This window comes from Pareuzebyella sediminis (assembly GCF_008367235.1).
GTDB classification, from domain to species: Bacteria; Bacteroidota; Bacteroidia; order Flavobacteriales; family Flavobacteriaceae; genus Pareuzebyella; species Pareuzebyella sediminis.
Map to the genome: position 1 here is coordinate 735359 of NZ_VTZS01000003.1, position 16896 is coordinate 752254.

At 41.7% G+C, this 16896-nt stretch carries 14 protein-coding genes; 9 read left to right on the forward strand and 5 right to left on the reverse strand.

Features of this window, described 5'->3' with window-relative positions; genetic code table 11:
- Positions 1-223: 223 nt before the first annotated feature.
- Positions 224-475 (reverse strand): hypothetical protein, encoded by a 252-nt coding sequence (locus tag F2B13_RS13710; RefSeq protein ID WP_149274029.1) that lies wholly within the window; start codon positions 473-475, stop codon positions 224-226.
- A 728-nt stretch (positions 476-1203) separates the two neighbouring features.
- Here F2B13_RS13710 and F2B13_RS13715 point away from each other — a divergent pair.
- The 4 genes from F2B13_RS13715 to F2B13_RS13730 all read left to right on the forward strand — a co-directional run bounded on the left by F2B13_RS13715 (position 1204) and on the right by F2B13_RS13730 (position 7726).
- Positions 1204-2190: a ribonucleotide-diphosphate reductase subunit beta gene (locus F2B13_RS13715; protein WP_149274031.1), complete on the forward strand. Its 987-nt coding sequence runs from the start codon at positions 1204-1206 to the stop codon at positions 2188-2190.
- A gap of 125 nt (positions 2191-2315) precedes the next feature.
- On the forward strand, positions 2316-4796 hold the full coding sequence (locus tag F2B13_RS13720) for a ribonucleoside-diphosphate reductase subunit alpha (RefSeq protein ID WP_149274033.1): 2481 nt from the start codon (positions 2316-2318) through the stop codon (positions 4794-4796).
- 594 nt (positions 4797-5390) lie between these two features.
- A complete protein-coding gene (locus F2B13_RS13725; protein ID WP_149304434.1) occupies positions 5391-6758 on the forward strand; it encodes a TrpB-like pyridoxal phosphate-dependent enzyme in 1368 nt (455 codons plus the stop codon).
- Positions 6755-7726, forward strand: coding sequence for a proline iminopeptidase-family hydrolase (locus tag F2B13_RS13730; RefSeq protein WP_149274037.1), 972 nt, complete (start codon positions 6755-6757; stop codon positions 7724-7726). Before F2B13_RS13725 ends, F2B13_RS13730 begins: the two co-directional genes overlap by 4 nt.
- Positions 7727-7751: 25 nt before the next feature.
- Here the strand turns inward: F2B13_RS13730 and F2B13_RS13735 are convergent, their stop codons facing one another.
- The 3 genes from F2B13_RS13735 to F2B13_RS13745 all read right to left on the reverse strand — a co-directional run bounded on the left by F2B13_RS13735 (position 7752) and on the right by F2B13_RS13745 (position 11200).
- Complete coding sequence (locus F2B13_RS13735) at positions 7752-8672, reverse strand: hydroxypyruvate isomerase family protein (RefSeq protein ID WP_149274039.1); 921 nt, start codon at positions 8670-8672, stop codon at positions 7752-7754.
- Positions 8673-8840: 168 nt separating this feature from the next.
- Complete coding sequence (locus F2B13_RS13740) at positions 8841-9488, reverse strand: gluconate 2-dehydrogenase subunit 3 family protein (RefSeq protein ID WP_149274041.1); 648 nt, start codon at positions 9486-9488, stop codon at positions 8841-8843.
- Positions 9488-11200 (reverse strand): GMC oxidoreductase, encoded by a 1713-nt coding sequence (locus F2B13_RS13745; RefSeq protein WP_149274044.1) that lies wholly within the window; start codon positions 11198-11200, stop codon positions 9488-9490. Before F2B13_RS13745 ends, F2B13_RS13740 begins: the two co-directional genes overlap by 1 nt.
- A gap of 142 nt (positions 11201-11342) precedes the next feature.
- Here F2B13_RS13745 and F2B13_RS13750 point away from each other — a divergent pair, with 142 nt between their 5' ends.
- Genes F2B13_RS13750 through F2B13_RS13760 form a run of 3 tightly spaced genes read left to right on the forward strand, consistent with a single transcriptional unit; the run spans position 11343 to position 14023 of the window.
- Positions 11343-12338, forward strand: a complete 996-nt coding sequence (locus F2B13_RS13750) for a sugar phosphate isomerase/epimerase family protein (RefSeq protein ID WP_149304435.1) — start codon at positions 11343-11345, stop codon at positions 12336-12338.
- Positions 12339-12379: 41 nt separating this feature from the next.
- A complete protein-coding gene (locus F2B13_RS13755) occupies positions 12380-12823 on the forward strand; it encodes a DinB family protein (protein WP_149274048.1) in 444 nt (147 codons plus the stop codon).
- 60 nt (positions 12824-12883) lie between these two features.
- Complete coding sequence (locus F2B13_RS13760) at positions 12884-14023, forward strand: Gfo/Idh/MocA family protein (protein ID WP_149274051.1); 1140 nt, start codon at positions 12884-12886, stop codon at positions 14021-14023.
- A gap of 117 nt (positions 14024-14140) precedes the next feature.
- On the opposite strand, the gene F2B13_RS13765 is transcribed toward F2B13_RS13760, so the two are convergent.
- Positions 14141-14605 (reverse strand): ASCH domain-containing protein, encoded by a 465-nt coding sequence (locus tag F2B13_RS13765; protein ID WP_149274053.1) that lies wholly within the window; start codon positions 14603-14605, stop codon positions 14141-14143.
- 359 nt (positions 14606-14964) lie between these two features.
- Between F2B13_RS13765 and F2B13_RS13770 the strand changes: the two genes are divergently transcribed.
- Complete coding sequence (locus F2B13_RS13770; protein ID WP_149274056.1) at positions 14965-16017, forward strand: sugar phosphate isomerase/epimerase family protein; 1053 nt, start codon at positions 14965-14967, stop codon at positions 16015-16017.
- Positions 16018-16084: 67 nt separating this feature from the next.
- On the forward strand, positions 16085-16843 hold the full coding sequence (locus F2B13_RS13775; RefSeq protein ID WP_149304436.1) for a 3-keto-disaccharide hydrolase: 759 nt from the start codon (positions 16085-16087) through the stop codon (positions 16841-16843).
- The last annotated feature ends 53 nt before the right edge of the window (positions 16844-16896 follow it).

A 16896-nucleotide genomic window follows, 5' to 3' on the forward strand; every position in this document is an offset into this window, starting at 1 on the left:
GTAAGGTAAGAACTAATAATTGGGTCAAAATAGGTGTAATCTTCTAGTGATGATGAAGTTAAATGTTATAATTAAAGTATAAAATAGAGGTCTTTGTTAGAAATTGATTATTTTTAATCCCCTCAAATATCGATCTAGACCTATAACAACTACTTTAAGAGGCAGCACATATTCGAAATTTCAGTGCTGTCTTGATAGGCAATTAAAAAGATTGTAATAATGTTTAAAATTTTATGAGACTGCCAATCCAAAAGGTACGACTCTGGGCGATACGATAAAAATAGACGTATCCTGTCCATCTGGTGAGACCATTCGGAGCACCTAACCAACTTGTTGGACTATGGTGATTTGCCTGATCGTAGGTTTCGGGGGAACTACCTAAATCAGCAACCTTTTTGGTCGTATTATTTTTTGATGCATCAGGAGAGTCGTACGGCTTGGCGGTATCATAATTGATTAAAATATTTGAATTCACCGGAAAAGGGATTCCTTTTTCCGTTTTTTTATTTTCTGAGCTTCTTATCTTTTTGCCAAATACCGATCTAAGAACGTTAATCGTGGTACAGGGCCAAGAAATTTATTTTTCCAGTGGCAAAACAAAGATTTGTAACACTTTTCTATGACGTTTTCATTTTTTTGGATCGCAACTTGTCAAATGAGGCAATCGCCAATCACATTTTGCCTTTGGCAGTAGTCAGTAAAAGAAGACCTCACACATTTTCGAAAAGCAACGAATAGCTAGAAGACGTTTAAAACCTAAAGAGGAGTGATTGTAGGGTTGTCTTTAAGGATTCTTATCCAACGCCGTTTGCCACCGATTGCATAGTTGTAATTGAATTACTCCATTTTTCGATATATCCTAAAACTTGTGTTAAACTTATAAAATAGCGATTCAATAATCCAAAACGAGTAAAAACCCTTAGTCTTATTAGTCATTTAACTAAACCAAAAAGTATAAAAAAACATACTTTTTGGTTTAATTTTTTGAGCGTACTATTCGTTAATTTTTTAGATTAATTGCTGACATGGGCGAAGAGCAATGTACATCAATAACGAGCTGACATTTCAACAATTTGTGTTAAAAACTTTGTTATGGAAATCATTCAACAACTTTAAAAAACCGACTCTTTTTTTCCATCTTTGTTAACCCATCGCAAGGGAATAAAGCATCCCATCACACGAATTTTTTAAACTATAACTGATATGTCCACTGCCCTAGAGCCTATTTTGGAACCTAATGACGACCGCTTTGTAATTTTCCCAATTCAACATCATGATCTTTGGGAATGGTATAAAAAATGTGAGGCATGTTTTTGGACCGCTGAGGAAATAGATCTACATCAAGATCTAACGGATTGGAAAAATAAACTCAACGATGATGAGCGCTATTTTATCAAGCATATTTTAGCCTTTTTCGCCGCTTCGGACGGTATTGTTAATGAAAATTTAGCAGAGAACTTTGTGAGTGAGGTGCAGTATTCCGAGGCAAAATTCTTTTATGGTTTTCAAATCATGATGGAAAACATACATTCAGAGACCTATTCGCTGTTGATAGATACCTATGTCAAGGAGGAAAAGGAGAAAAATAGGCTCTTCAAAGCCATCGAAAACTTCCCTGCCATTAAGAAAAAGGCCGATTGGGCTTTAAATTGGATAGAGTCGCCTAGCTTTGCCGAACGATTGATTGCTTTTGCAGCCGTAGAAGGCATATTCTTTTCCGGTGCGTTCTGCTCGATTTTTTGGCTTAAAAAAAGAGGCCTGATGCCTGGCCTCACTTTTTCAAATGAATTGATTTCAAGGGATGAGGGCATGCATTGTGATTATGCTGTTCACCTGCATAACAGACATTTGGTGAACAAGGTGCCAAAGGAGCGTATTACACAAATTTTGACCGATGCGCTGAATATTGAACGCGAGTTTATAACGGAATCGCTTCCGGTTAGTTTGATTGGCATGAATGCCAAACTTATGACACAGTATCTAGAATTCGTAACCGATAGATTATTGGTTGAATTGGAATGTGATAAGGTATACAATGTGACGAACCCGTTCGATTTTATGGATATGATTTCCTTGCAAGGAAAAACGAACTTTTTCGAAAAGCGCGTTTCTGAATATCAAAAGGCCGGTGTACTCAACAAGGAAAAGGATGAAGATTCTCAGAAAATAAGCTTCGACGCCGACTTTTAGATATAATAATATCACGCTTCCCCTCTTCTTTGAAAAGGGGTTTTTGCGATCAAATCAAAAAATGTTAAGGTTTTTAACAAAAATCAACAAAACTCACGTATCACCTATATTAAAAAAGTAGCCCAATGTATGTAATCAAAAGAGATGGAAGGAAAGAAATGGTCATGTTTGACAAAATCACGGCCAGAGTACGAAAATTATGCTACGGTCTTAATGATCTGGTAGACCCCTTAAAGGTCGCCATGCGCGTAATTGAAGGACTTTATGATGGGGTGACCACCTCTGAGCTTGATAACCTTGCCGCCGAGATTGCAGCTACCATGACAACCACACATCCCGACTATGCGAAGTTGGCAGCGCGTATATCGGTCTCGAACCTTCATAAGAATACAAAGAAGTCATTCTCGGAAACCATGAAAGACCTATACGAGTACGTGAATCCGCGTACCAATAAAAAGGCACCCCTCATTTCGGATGAGGTGTACAAAGTAATCGATGAGCATTCCGAAAGGTTGGATTCTACCATTATTTATAACCGTGATTTTGGCTATGATTATTTCGGTTTTAAGACCTTGGAGCGCTCTTATCTTTTAAAATTAAACGGGAAAATTGTCGAACGGCCCCAACATATGTTAATGCGTGTGTCCGTCGGAATACACTTAGATGACCTAGATGCGGTTATCGAGACCTATGAGTTGATGTCAAAGAAGTATTTTACACATGCCACACCTACACTCTTCAACTCGGGAACACCAAAACCTCAAATGTCGTCCTGTTTTTTATTGGCCATGAAAGATGATAGTATCGATGGAATTTACGATACGCTAAAACAAACCGCCAAAATCTCGCAATCAGCTGGAGGAATAGGATTGTCTATCCACAACATTAGGGCCACAGGCTCTTATATTGCGGGTACCAACGGTACGTCGAATGGAATTGTGCCCATGCTAAAGGTGTTTAATGATACTGCGCGATATGTCGATCAGGGAGGGGGAAAGCGTAAGGGTAGTTTCGCAATCTATATGGAGCCTTGGCATGCCGATATCTATGATTTTTTAGATCTCAAAAAGAATCACGGCAAAGAAGAAATGCGTGCGCGGGACCTGTTTTATGCCATGTGGATCTCCGATTTGTTCATGAGACGCGTCGAAGCCAATGAAGATTGGACATTAATGTGCCCTAATGAATGCCCAGGCCTTTTCAATAGTCATAGTGAGGAATTCGAAAAGTTATACACGAAGTACGAGAAGGAAGGAAAAGGAAGAAAAACAGTTAGGGCTCGGGAACTTTGGGAGAAAATCCTAGAATCTCAAATTGAGACAGGTACACCATACATGCTCTACAAAGATGCGGCGAACCGTAAGAGCAACCAGAAAAACCTAGGAACCATCCGTTCATCAAATCTTTGCACCGAGATTTTAGAGTATACCTCACCGGATGAAGTGGCCGTCTGTAATTTGGCATCCATTGCCCTACCAATGTTCATTAAGAATGGAGAGTTCGACCATAAAGAATTGTTTAAGGTTACTAAAAGAGTGACCAGAAATTTGAACAAGGTCATTGACAGAAATTATTATCCGGTAGTTGAAGCTGAAAATTCCAATATGAGGCATAGGCCGATAGGTCTTGGTGTACAAGGCTTGGCCGACGCCTTCATTACGTTGCGCTTGCCGTTCACTAGTGATGAGGCTAAGAAATTGAACCAAGAAATTTTTGAAACCCTTTATTATGCGGCTGTTACGGCCTCGATGGAAATGGCCAAGGAAGAAGGTGCCTACTCATCGTACAAGGGTTCGCCGATTTCACAGGGTGAATTTCAACACAACCTATGGGGTATTAAGGATGAAGAACTCTCTGGAAGATGGGATTGGGCTAAACTACGTAAGGCAGTAAAGAAAAATGGGGTGCGCAATTCTTTGTTGGTAGCTCCAATGCCAACGGCCTCGACCTCACAGATTCTTGGCAATAACGAGTGTTTTGAACCCTACACATCGAACATATACACAAGAAGGGTGTTATCTGGGGAGTTTATAGTAGTAAATAAGCATCTTTTGGAAGATTTGGTGAACTTAGGGATGTGGAATGAAAATATGAAACAAGAATTGATGCGGGCCAACGGTTCAATTCAACATATAGAGACTATTCCCCAAGAAATTCGGGAACTTTATAAAACCGTTTGGGAGCTCAGTATGAAAGATATCATTGACATGAGCCGTCAACGCGGGTATTTTATCGACCAGAGCCAATCGTTGAACCTGTTTATGGAGAATGCCAATTATGCGAAATTAACGTCGATGCATTTTTACGCTTGGAAGAGTGGCCTAAAAACAGGAATGTACTATTTGCGCACCAAGGCTGCAGTTGATGCCATCAAATTTACTTTAGACAATAGTAAAAGCAAAGCCGCTCCGGTTAGCGTGGCGGCAGAAGCCGAGGCCGAGGCGACCACTCCTCCCGTTGAAGCTGCCGTTGCGATGGAGGTCAAAACATCGGTGCCTCAACAAAGTGTTGATATACAGCCCATGACACCTGCTGAAATGAAGGAAATGATTGCGCGTGCAAAAGAAGGACAGGCGGACGACGACTGTTTAATGTGTGGATCGTGACCAAACCTGTGTTTATTAAATGAAGGAACCCCGGCAATACCGGGGTTCCTTATTTTTAAGGATGACCCCTAATTTCATTTTTTGGTATAGAGCTTGGCCATTATTGCGAAAAAATAGGCCAAGACGTAAATCAATAAGAAGATTGCCGCATTGTCCATTACTTCATAAATACTTGTTTTTTAAACATATACATGGTATAACGGACGGATAGATTATAGTGAACGGTTGATAATCGGTTTTTTATCTAATATTCTAAAGAATAGATCAGACCGAAGCAGTGGTAAGGGTTGTTCGTAAGGTATTGCACAGCTTTTAGTTCTTGGCCAATCTTATTTGGAGTAGAGGGCAAGAGCAACTTTGAACAAAGAAGAATCAAAGAATAGAAGAAAAGACACTATATAGACCCGACCCATTGGTTGACAATGACATAATAATGATTATTAAGCCCTTTACGTATATCGTATCATTTGAAAATCTGCGGCAAAGCGGTAATCAAAAGACTTATGGCTATGAAAGCTAGTAGTATGGTTGATTGGAAGATAAAATTTACCGAACACTTTTATTATATTTAGTTCATAGAAAAAAGCACCAATAATGAAGCAAAGAAAATTTACTCTTGAAGACAAAGAAATTCCGGAACATTGGTATAACATCGTAGCAGATATGCCCAACAAACCCTTGCCGCCCTTGCACCCAGGCACATTACAGCCCATTGGCCCGGATGCATTGGCTCCTTTGTTCCCCATGGCCCTTATTGAACAGGAGGTGAGTACCGATAAATGGATTGCCATTCCTGATGAGGTACGAGAGATATACTCATTATGGAGGCCAACACCACTTTATAGGGCTTATGGCTTGGAAAAGGCGTTGGATACGCCCGCTAAAATTTACTATAAGTACGAAGGGGTTAGCCCCTCGGGCTCCCATAAGCCGAATACAGCGGTTCCGCAAGCTTACTACAATAAAAAAGAAGGCGTAAAGCGTATTACTACCGAGACCGGTGCAGGTCAATGGGGTAGCGCATTAAGTTTTGCCTGTCAGCATTTTGACATTGAATGTGATGTATATATGGTCAAGTTATCATATCATCATAAACCCTATAGAAAATCGATGATGAACGCCTGGGGCGCAAATGTTTTCGCTTCGCCCACCAATCTGACCGAGGCAGGAAGGAAGATTTTGGCGGAGAATCCTGATAGTCCCGGTTCTTTGGGAATAGCCATTTCCGAGGCTGTAGAAATGGCAGCTCAACGAGATGATACCAAATACGCCTTGGGCAGTGTTTTAAACCATGTTAAGTTGCATCAGACCGTTATTGGTCAAGAAGCCATCAAGCAGATGGAAAAGGCCGGTGATATGCCAGATATTGTAATAGCACCTTTTGGTGGAGGCTCCAATTTTGCCGGCTTGGCATTTCCCTTTTTACGGTTGAACCTAGAAAAGGGTGCTGCTATTCGCTGCATTGCTAGTGAACCTACTTCGTGCCCAAAATTGACCCGTGGAGTGTTTCGTTATGATTTTGGAGATACGGGCGGGATGACACCTTTGCTACCCATGTATACTTTGGGGCATGATTTTGTTCCTGCCCCTATTCATGCTGGGGGATTACGGTACCATGGGGCTGGGGTTATCGTGAGCCAATTGCTAAAAGATAAATTGATCGAGGCAGTTGCCCATGACAATGTTGAGGTTTTTGAAGCAGGCGTACTTTTTGCCAAGACAGAAGGTATCATTCCCGCACCAGAGGCGACCCACGGAATTGCAACCGTTATTGCCGAAGCGAACAAGTGCAAACAGGAGGGGATTTCGAAAACCATACTTTTTAATCTCTGCGGGCATGGTAACTTTGATATGAAGGCATATGATGACTATTTCGAAGGAAAAATTGTAAGGCATGAATTATCACAAGATGAAATCAACGCTTCCATAGCGCGCTTAAATACTCCAGAGATACCTGTATGAGCAAAACACAAAGGTTGACAGTTTCTTTAAAGCTATCTTTTTTCATCTTTGGGCTGTTCCTACTTTTCTTTTTTTTCAGTTGTAAGGAGAAGCCCCGATGGACACCTTCGGAGGGATATGTAGCGGTTAAAGGGGGTGAGATTTGGTATGGGATATTGGGAGAGGGGAATAAAAAACCGATAATGCTGCTTCACGGAGGGCCTGGAAGTACGAGTCAGTATTTTTATCAGCTTGAGCCCTTAAGTGAAGAACGCCCTATTATTCTTTTCGACCAATTAGGAAGCGGTAGGTCAACCTATCATACAGATACGACTTTGATGACCATTCCGAATTTTGTGAGTCAGGTCGCTAAATTGAAGGAAGCGCTCGATTTAGAAGAATATTTTGTTCTGGGCCATTCTTGGGGATCGGCATTGGCCATGGAATATTATTTGGCCCATCCAGATGGCATTGAAGGAATTATTTTCAGCAGCCCTCTGTTAAGTACCTCTTTATGGGAGGCAGATGCAGACACCCTAATACGATCATTACCCGACTCCATTCAAAATATCATTTCAATAGCCGAAAAAAACCGCGATTTTGATACGTCCGACTATAAATATGCCGACTCGATATATTGGAGCAAATTTGGCCTTCGAAAGGGTGACAAAAAGCATTTTCTAGATACGGTCGATGTGTCGCCTAATAAGGTCATTTATAAGTACATGTGGGGCCCCAGTGAATTTATGGCAACCGGCACTTTAAAAAACTTTGATCGGGTAAAAAATTTAGCTGAAATAAAGCTGCCTGTACTATTCTTGACAGGGGAATTTGACGAGGCCCGTCCTTCCACGGTATCCCGGTTCAAAGGTTTGGTGCCCGACTCAAGATTTGAGGTGATAAAAGAAGCCGGGCATTCGACCATGCGCGATAACGCTGAACAATATAATAAAGCAATTGCCCAATTTCTAAATGAAATCGATTCTTGATTTCATGATTTTGTAGAAAGGCGAACTATAAAAAGGAATCTTCTTGAATGTAGGCGTCGATTACCGCTTGCTCACCAGCTTTCCCTTGCTTTGAATTGCCATGTTCCATACCCAGAACGCCTTCAAAGCCCTTTTCGTAAATCCATTTAAATACGTTCTTATAGTTAATTTCGCCTGTCGTCGGCTCTTTACGGCCTGGGTTATCCCCTATTTGGATATAGCCGATTTCATCCCATGTAAGATCCATATTATGGATAAGGTGCCCCTCTGTTTTTTGCATATGGTAGATATCGAACAAAATTTTACAGGACGGGCTATCTACTCCCTTGCAGATCATATATGTCTGGTCGGAATTCTGTAAATACAAGTCTGGCGAATCTGATAGTGGCTCAAGCACCATTACCAAGCCGTGGGGTTCGAAGATTTCGGCACCCCTTTTTAGAGCTTCGATGACATTCCCGTCCTGTACCCCGATAGGTAGGTTTCTTTCGAATCCACCAGGCACTACGGTCATCCATTTGGCATTCACACGCTTGGCTACTTCAACGGCCCGTTTACAACCATCTAGAAAAATGTCTAGATACTCTTGTTTTCCAGCTGCAAGGGTATTGGCCATATTGCCTCCCTTATCGACTACAAAAACACCCATGGTCATGCCTCGTTTGGCCAAGGTTTCGCCCATCTTGGTTTGGAGGGCTATATCGCGACCCATCATACCATTATCTTCGAAGGCGGTAAATCCTTGATCCGCCATAAAATTTATTTGGTCTATGGGGTCATCACCTGCTAGTTCTTTGAACATACCTAAATGAGGGGCATACTTCAGGTTGAAATGGTGCGGCGCCTTTGCCGTCGGGTTGGTTAGATTTGCGTATGATAGGCCACTTGACAAGGATAAGGCTCCACTGGTTAAAGCCGTTTTTTGGATAAAGTTTCTTCGTTTCATAGGTTCTGGTTCGGTTTTTAAGATATAAATCTGATTATGCTATTTAATTATAGGTTGACTTCATAAAAAAGAGCTAAAAACCTTAAAAGTAGTTGAGGTGGAATCAACCATTTTATCCTTAACATTTCAAGTTTCTAGCTCTTCTTGATTTTATTGTCTTTCATGAGACTATAGTGACCAAGCCTTCCCTCCTGTCAACTCTTGGGCGTCGGCACAGGGAATATACTCACCGGGCACCGGAAGATACGCTAGAACTTTTTCACCTACATACTCCGAGGTTTTATACCCTAGAATGGTTAGGCCTCTTAAGTTGTTGGCAAATGCAAATCTCGAGACACCTTCTTCTAACTGAGGTTCTTTACCTTCGGCGACAGCCTCATGGTATTGCGTTATGGAATCAAAATATTTTGCCTGGTCTTCTTTTGTAATTTTAAGGGAGGTGGCTAAAACGGGTTCGAGTTCTTCCATGGTAAGTTCGCCCGCCTTCTCCTTTCCGGAATCATTCAGGGCTTTTTCAAGAAAACGGTCCATAGACATTTTCAAAAAATCTTGTTGATCCGTTTCCATCACCTGATCGGCGAACCGATCGATAAAGAGATGTACCTGCGTTGCTGAAGCAGCTGGAGTATCGGTCTTAGGAATGATGATATCTACCAATTTGGTGAGTGCCGCACCTTCATCTTTTGAAAAGAAATCAGGGGTCCATTCCAGAGCGGTCTCCTTTTTACAACTTTGGGCAATGCTAATTAGGGTGGGCGTGGCTACTGTGTAGCCTAGGGCCATCCCCATATTTTTGAGTGCTTTTCTTCTATTCATTATATATTGCCATTTTTAAGTTCTTTGACGGCATGATTAGCGGCCCTTGCCGTAAACGCCATATATGTCAATGAAGGGTTGACGCAGCTTGCCGAGGTCATGAAAGAGCCGTCGGTAACGTAAACGTTAGGTACGTCATGTAATTGGTTGTTGCCGTTAAGAACGGAGGTCTTTCTGTTTCGTCCCATACGTGCAGTACCCATTTCGTGAATACCGAGACCTAAAGCTCCAGGCCGATCGTAACCTTTTACGTCGTATAGTCCCGCTTTTTCCAGCATATCGATAGCGGACTCTTGCATATCTTTACGCATGTTCCATTCGTTTTCTTTGAATTCGGCATCAAATGTGACGGTGGGTAGCCCCCAATCGTCCAATTTATCATAGTCTAGAGTAAATCGATTGTCTTCATAAGGCAAGACTTCACCAAAACCGCCGATTCCGAAGGTCCAACCTCCAGGTTTCAATATCGTTTCCTTCAGGTCTTTTCCATAGGCCGTTTCTGCAATGAGCTCTTCCCAATTACCCCTACTTGCTCCTCCTTGATAGCCAAAGCCGCGTTTATAGTCTTTTCTGTCTGAACTTCCACCTAAGTTCCTGAACCTGGGAATATAAACTCCACTAGGCTTCCTTCCTTTGTAATATTTATCTTCGTAACCTTCCATTTTTCCGGAAGCGCCGACCCCTAGATGATGATCCATGATATTCCTTCCCAATTGATCGGACTCGTTACCCATACCATTGGGGAACCGATCGGATTTTGATTGCATTAAAATGGATGAGGACGCAATCGCTGAGGCACAGAGGAAAATGACCTTGGCCTTGAATTCATGGGGCTCTTTGGTGACACGATCAATTACCTTCACCCCGGTAGCCTTTTTGGTATCAGGGTCGTACATCACCTCGGAAACGATAGAATCTGGACGCAACGTCAAATTTCCCGTACGCTCTGCGGCCGGCAGGGTTGATGAGAGGCTGCTAAAGTAGCCTCCAAAAGGGCAACCCCTGATACATCTGTTCCGAAACTGGCATTTGGTCCTTCCTTCAAATTGTTTATCTCCGGTGATATGGGCGGTACGTCCTGCGGTTATTACCCTACCGTCAAAATTTTCGGCCACTTTTTCCCTTACATGCTGCTCAACGCAGTTTAGTTCCATCATGGGAAGAAAGTTGCTATCCGGCAATTGTGGAAGATTTAATGCCTCTCCACTTACACCGATAAACGTTTCTACTTTTTCGTACCATGGTGCAATATCTTTATAACGAACCGGCCAATCTACGGCAATGCCTTCGCGTTGATTGGCGGTAAAGTCGATATCGCTCCAACGGTAGCTTTGTCTGCCCCATTGTAAAGAGCGACCGCCAACGTGATAGCCTCGCATCCAATCAAAACGTTTGATCTCATTGTAGGGATGTTCCAAATCGTTAACAAACCACATGTGGCTAGCTTGACTGGTAGTATATCCTGTTCGGTTTTGTTTGGGCTGCTTTTCAATGATTTCCTTAGTAGCCACCCCGGCGTTCGGGAAATCCCAGGGATCCTTATTGGCCGTAACATAGTCTTCAATATGCTTCACCATACGGCCACGTTCAAGAACTAAGGTCTTAAGGCCGTTTTCGCAAAGCTCTTTAGCTGCCCAACCTCCGCTGATTCCAGAACCGACTACTATGGCATCATAGGAAGATTGCTCTTCGTTGTAATAAAACTTGCTCATTTACGAAATTGTTTAGTCTATAAATTTATAAAATATAAAATTAATTTTCTACATTTAATCGCTATACATCTTAGTAAGTCCGCATGTTCTGGGCAGATTTGAATCCAAATCATTAAAATTCAATAAACTATAATCCATATAAATGAAACGAAGAAGCTTTATTAGAAATAGTTCTCAAGCTGGTATTGGCCTTTCCTTATTGGGCATATATGCTTGTAAGGAAACAAAAAAGAAAGAAGGCGAAGAAATGTCCGGTTCTGAGATGACTTCAAACGATGTAGAACCTTTTTTTAAATTATCCTTGGCCCAGTGGTCTATTCATAAAATGATTCGTGAAGATGGCGTGGACCCTTATACGTTTGCTGAAAAAGCCAAGAATTGGGGTTTTACTGGGTTGGAATATGTAAGTCAGTTATACGATCCCGAGTTAAAGGATGCTGGATACTCTGAAGAGGCCATGGCCGCTTTTGTTGAAAAATCGAACGCCGAGGCCAAAAAATACGGTTTAGAAAATGTACTCATTATGATAGATGGGCAGGGAAATCTGGCTGTCGACGATGAGAATGAAAGAAATGAAACAGTTGATAAACACAAAATATGGGTCGATGCCGCAGCAGCAATGGGTTGTCACGCTATACGTGTCAATTTGAACGGTAGTAATGATCCTGAGGCATGGAAACGGAACTCCATTGATGGATTGACCAAGCTTTGTACGTATGCCAAAGACAAGAATATTAATGTGCTTGTTGAAAATCACGGGGGGCTTTCTTCCAACGCGGCCCTGCATGCCGACGTAATGAAAGCCGTGGACATGGATAATTGTGGCACGCTTCCAGATTTTGGTAATTTCTGCATCAAAAGGAAGGAAGACAGTTGGGAATGTGATGAAATGTACGATATCTATAAAGGGGTTGAAGAGTTGATGCCGTATGCGAAAGCCGTGAGCGCTAAATCGCATAATTTTGACGCCCAAGGCAATGAAACGGAAATCGATTATGTGAAGATGTTACAAATTGTCAAAGATCATGGATATAATGGGTATATCGGCGTAGAGTACGAGGGGAGTGAGTTAAGTGAAGAAGCAGGTATAATGGCAACGAAGGATTTGATGCTCGAAGCTGCAAAAAAGTTAAGTTAAGCGTTTTTACTTGAGACGGTAAGAATTTATATCAATAACCTGTGAAAGTTTTTTTCGACCAACTATTTGACTACAACTTCTATTGCAACAAGAAGATAATCGAAGTCTGTACCGCATTAGATGTGGTGCCTGAGAAAAGCCATAGACTATTTTGCCATATGCTCAACGCCCACCATATCTGGAATGCCAGAATATGGAAGCAGCAACCGGAATATAAGGTTTTTCAATTGCACGATGTGAAAGATTGGGGCGATATACATTACGAGAACCAAAGAAGCTCTTTTGAAATTACCAGCTCCATCGAGGATTTTGACCGTCGTGTTGATTATGATGATTCAAAAGGGCAACAATATACTAATACGGTACAAGATATAATCTTTCATATCATCAACCACTCAACCTATCACAGAGGTCAACTAGCTATGGATTTTAGGACCCATGGGATTGAACCTTTGATTACGGATTATGTGCATTACAAAAGATAGTTCTATTTTCTAAAAATACTTTTACCATAAAAACAACTATTAATTAAATTAAAATTACAAATGCCAAAAAAAATTAGATTAGGAATTTTAGGCGGAGGTGGTGATTCCTTGATTGGGGTTCTTCATCGCGTAGCATCACATATCAATGACAATTATCAAATCGTCGGGGGTTGCTTTAATCCCAATTTTGACGATAACATAGCGTTCGCCAAAGAAATAGATGTGCCCACAGATCGCATCTATCGCGATTTCGACACTATGATAGAGGAAGAGATGAAATTGCCCGCCAACAAACGTATTCAAGTTTGTTCTGTGCTCACCCCTAATTTTCTCCATTTTCCTATGGCCTTGAAATTATTGGAAAACGGGTTTCACGTGATTTGTGAAAAGCCGATGACAACGACATTGGAAGAGGCCAAAATACTGCAAAAGGCACATAAAAAGGCGGGTACTGTATTTGCCCTAACGCATACGTATACCGGCTACCCTATGGTACGCCAGATGAGGGAAATGATAAAAAAGGGAGCCTTGGGGAAAATTCACAAAGTCGATGCGGTGTATTATCAAGGCTGGATCAATGAGATTATTCACGACAAGAAAAAGCGTTCTACCGTATGGCGATTGGATCCAAAAAAAGCTGGGATAAGTTCATGCATCGGTGATATAGGGGTACATGCATTTAATATGGTAGAGTATACGACCGGTTTAAAAGTAAAGTCTATTTTAAGTGATTTCAACTACCTCTATAAAGACAACAAAATGGACGTTGATGGCACGGTACTCATTCGTATGAGCGATCATGTAAAAGGGGTCATTCGTAGTAGCCAAGTGGCTACCGGTGAAGAAAACGGATTGGCCATTTCCATTTACGGGGAGAAGGCAGGCTTCAGATGGGAACAAGAGAATCCGAATTTCCTATATATGTTGAGCGACACCAAGCCAACCCAGATTTATAAACCAGGCCATGCGTATAACAGTAAACTCTCTCTTGATGGCACAAAATTACCTCCAGGGCATCCTGAAGGAATTTTTGATTCGATGGCAAATATTTACTTAGGTGCTGCAAGAGCTATTCGAGGCAGAAAATATAATGATGGTGAATTTCCAACGATGACCGATGGAGTTCGAGGAATGAATTTTATCGAAGCTACCGTTGAATCACATAAGGCGGGCAATACTTGGGTAGATTTAGAAAAATAAACAATTTTTATTGATTCATAAAGTACTCCTAAATCCCTAAGGAAACAATTTCTTAGGGATTTGTAGTATAAGACTGCGGAGTGATTATTTTAGGATCAAAATAGGTTTTCAATAGACCTACCGCTCAAAAACTTTCTCAAATTCCTGACAAACAATAATCATACTTTCTCGAGGTACACGGCCAAAAGGTGCGAGTTCTTCGGTATAATAATCCCAGTGGACTTTTTTCCAATAATCCAGACTTTTATCGCCTTCGCCTTCGAGCCGGGCATAGGCCTCATCGATACTGAAAAAAGGTTTGAGCCGAACGGCGGTAGTGCGTACCAAACATTGTGCCTCGCCAGCCCAATTGGTAATGACCATAAAATCGCCAATTTTGGGGAGCTGCTCGTTTCGATATTGAAGGCCTAACAAAGAATGCGACGTGGCTCTCTTAATGCCTCGCTTGACTAGGGAAGCACATTCATCTGCATCTTGCTCATTGTTGCAAAAGTGTACCACCTCAGGAGCTTCGACAAAGGCATGTTCTAAATGTTGGTCTAAATAATCTCCCCATAAGTTACGGGCTGAGGCATTTTCCATATTTCGCACTGGTTTGAATTAATGGGCAATTTGTCTTACCCAAAATAATTATAGCAATATACGGTGGTTTGTTGGCCAATAGGTTATTTTCTAGAATAACGGTTATTATTTCGGTCAATGGTACGACATCCCAAGATTTGAAATTAAAGACTATAGTCTCGCCTTGTTCGATATCAAATGACCTTAAGCCTTGCCGATTCAATACTATAATTAGTTGTTATTATCTTTATGGATTTCCTATATTTATAGCTTCTCGAACGGATTTGAAAAGCAATAAATTTTTACTAACTAAATATAGGGTTTATTCTCAAATTCAATAGTATTTGAAATGGACCCGATTATAAAAATCAAAATAAGAAATGAAGACAATTAAGGGACCGGCCGTTTTTTTAGCACAGTTCGTAGATAGCGAAGCACCGTTCAATACCTTGGACGGCATGTGTAAATGGGCCGCTGATTTAGGCTACAAAGGAATTCAAATACCCACTTGGGAGTCCTTTCTGATCGATATCGACAAAGCAGCCGCAAGCCAAGACTACTGTGATGAGCTTAAGGGAAAAATCAATTCATATGGATTGGAGATTACGGAGCTCTCCACGCACCTTCAGGGGCAATTGGTGGCCGTGAATCCGGCCTACGACTTGATGTTCGATAATTTTGCTCCCGATAAAGTGAAGAACAACCCCAAGGCCCGTACCGAGTGGGCTATCGATGTGGTGAAAAAGGCCGCGACCGCAAGTAGAAGATTGGGGCTGAACGCGCATGCGACCTTCTCAGGAGCATTATTATGGCATACGTGGCATCCATGGCCACAACGTCCCGCTGGATTGGTCGAAATGGGATTTGAGGAATTGGCCAAGAGGTGGATGCCAATCCTGAACCATTTCGATGAAGAAGGTGTCGATGTGTGTTATGAGATTCACCCTGGCGAAGACCTTCACGACGGCGATACCTTTGAGCGCTTTTTACAGGCCACAGGAAACCACAAAAGAGTAAATATTCTATATGACCCCAGCCATTTCGTATTGCAACAATTGGATTATGTTACTTATATCGACCACTATCACGAATTCATAAAGTCTTTTCACGTGAAGGACTCCGAATTCAACCCCACGGGCAAAAAAGGAGCTTTTGGCGGATACAATGATTGGGGCGATCGTGCCGGAAGATACCGTTCATTGGGCGACGGCCAGATCGATTTCAAAACGATTTTTTCTAAATTGACTCAATACGGTTGCGATGTATGGGCAGTTATGGAATGGGAGTGTTGTATTAAAAGCCCGGAACAAGGTGCAAGGGAAGGTGCCATCTTTATTCAAGACCACATTATTGAGGCTACCGAGAAGACCTTTGATGATTTTGCGGGCGCAGAAATAGATAAAGAAGTTTTGAAAAAAATACTAGGTGTCTAACGATGCCGAAAACAATCGACTCTAATCGGTTTGTGGAATAAAATATACTCAAAGCAAAAACATGACAATGAAAAATTTTATCGGGATTGCCCTCATAGTATTTATGACCTTAGGGTGCAAAGAAAAGACCAAAGATAAAGAAGGACAAATAGAAACGGAACCCAATGCCCAAATGGAAAATTCTACTGAAGACGAATGGGAAGTACTTTTTGATGGCTCTTCTTTTGAGGGTTGGAAAGGGTATTTGAAAGAAGGGGTCCCTGACCATTGGAAAATTGAAGACGGGGCTATGGTATTTTATCCTCCAGAAGAACGTAAAGAGGGTGAAATCTTCGATTTGGTTAGCGAAAGGGAGTTTACCGATTTTATACTGTCTTTAGACTGGAAAATTTCCGAGGCAGGCAACAGCGGTGTTTTTTGGGGGATTAACGAAGCTCTTGAATTGAAAAAACCATATCATACGGGCCCAGAGATTCAAGTATTGGATAATGAAAAACATCCCGATGCCAAAAACGGAACGACCCATCAGGCCGGATCGCTGTACGATATGGTCGCACCTTCAAAAGATGTAACCAATGACGTTGGCGAATGGAATACGATGATTATCACCGTTGACCATCAAAAGAAGCAAGGTAGCGTTGAATTGAACGGGGTAGACATTGTCTCCTTCCCCTTGGCAAACGAAGCTTGGAATGAAATGGTTTCGGAATCTAAGTTTGCGGATTGGGAAGAATTTGGAAAATACTCCACCGGTAAAATCGGACTTCAAGATCATGGCAATAGGGTCTCTTTTCGAGATATAAAAATTAAAGAACTTAATAATTAGAATGCTGAACCGGATTAGGTCTCAACCCTGTTCAACAGCCAATCCGACTCGGA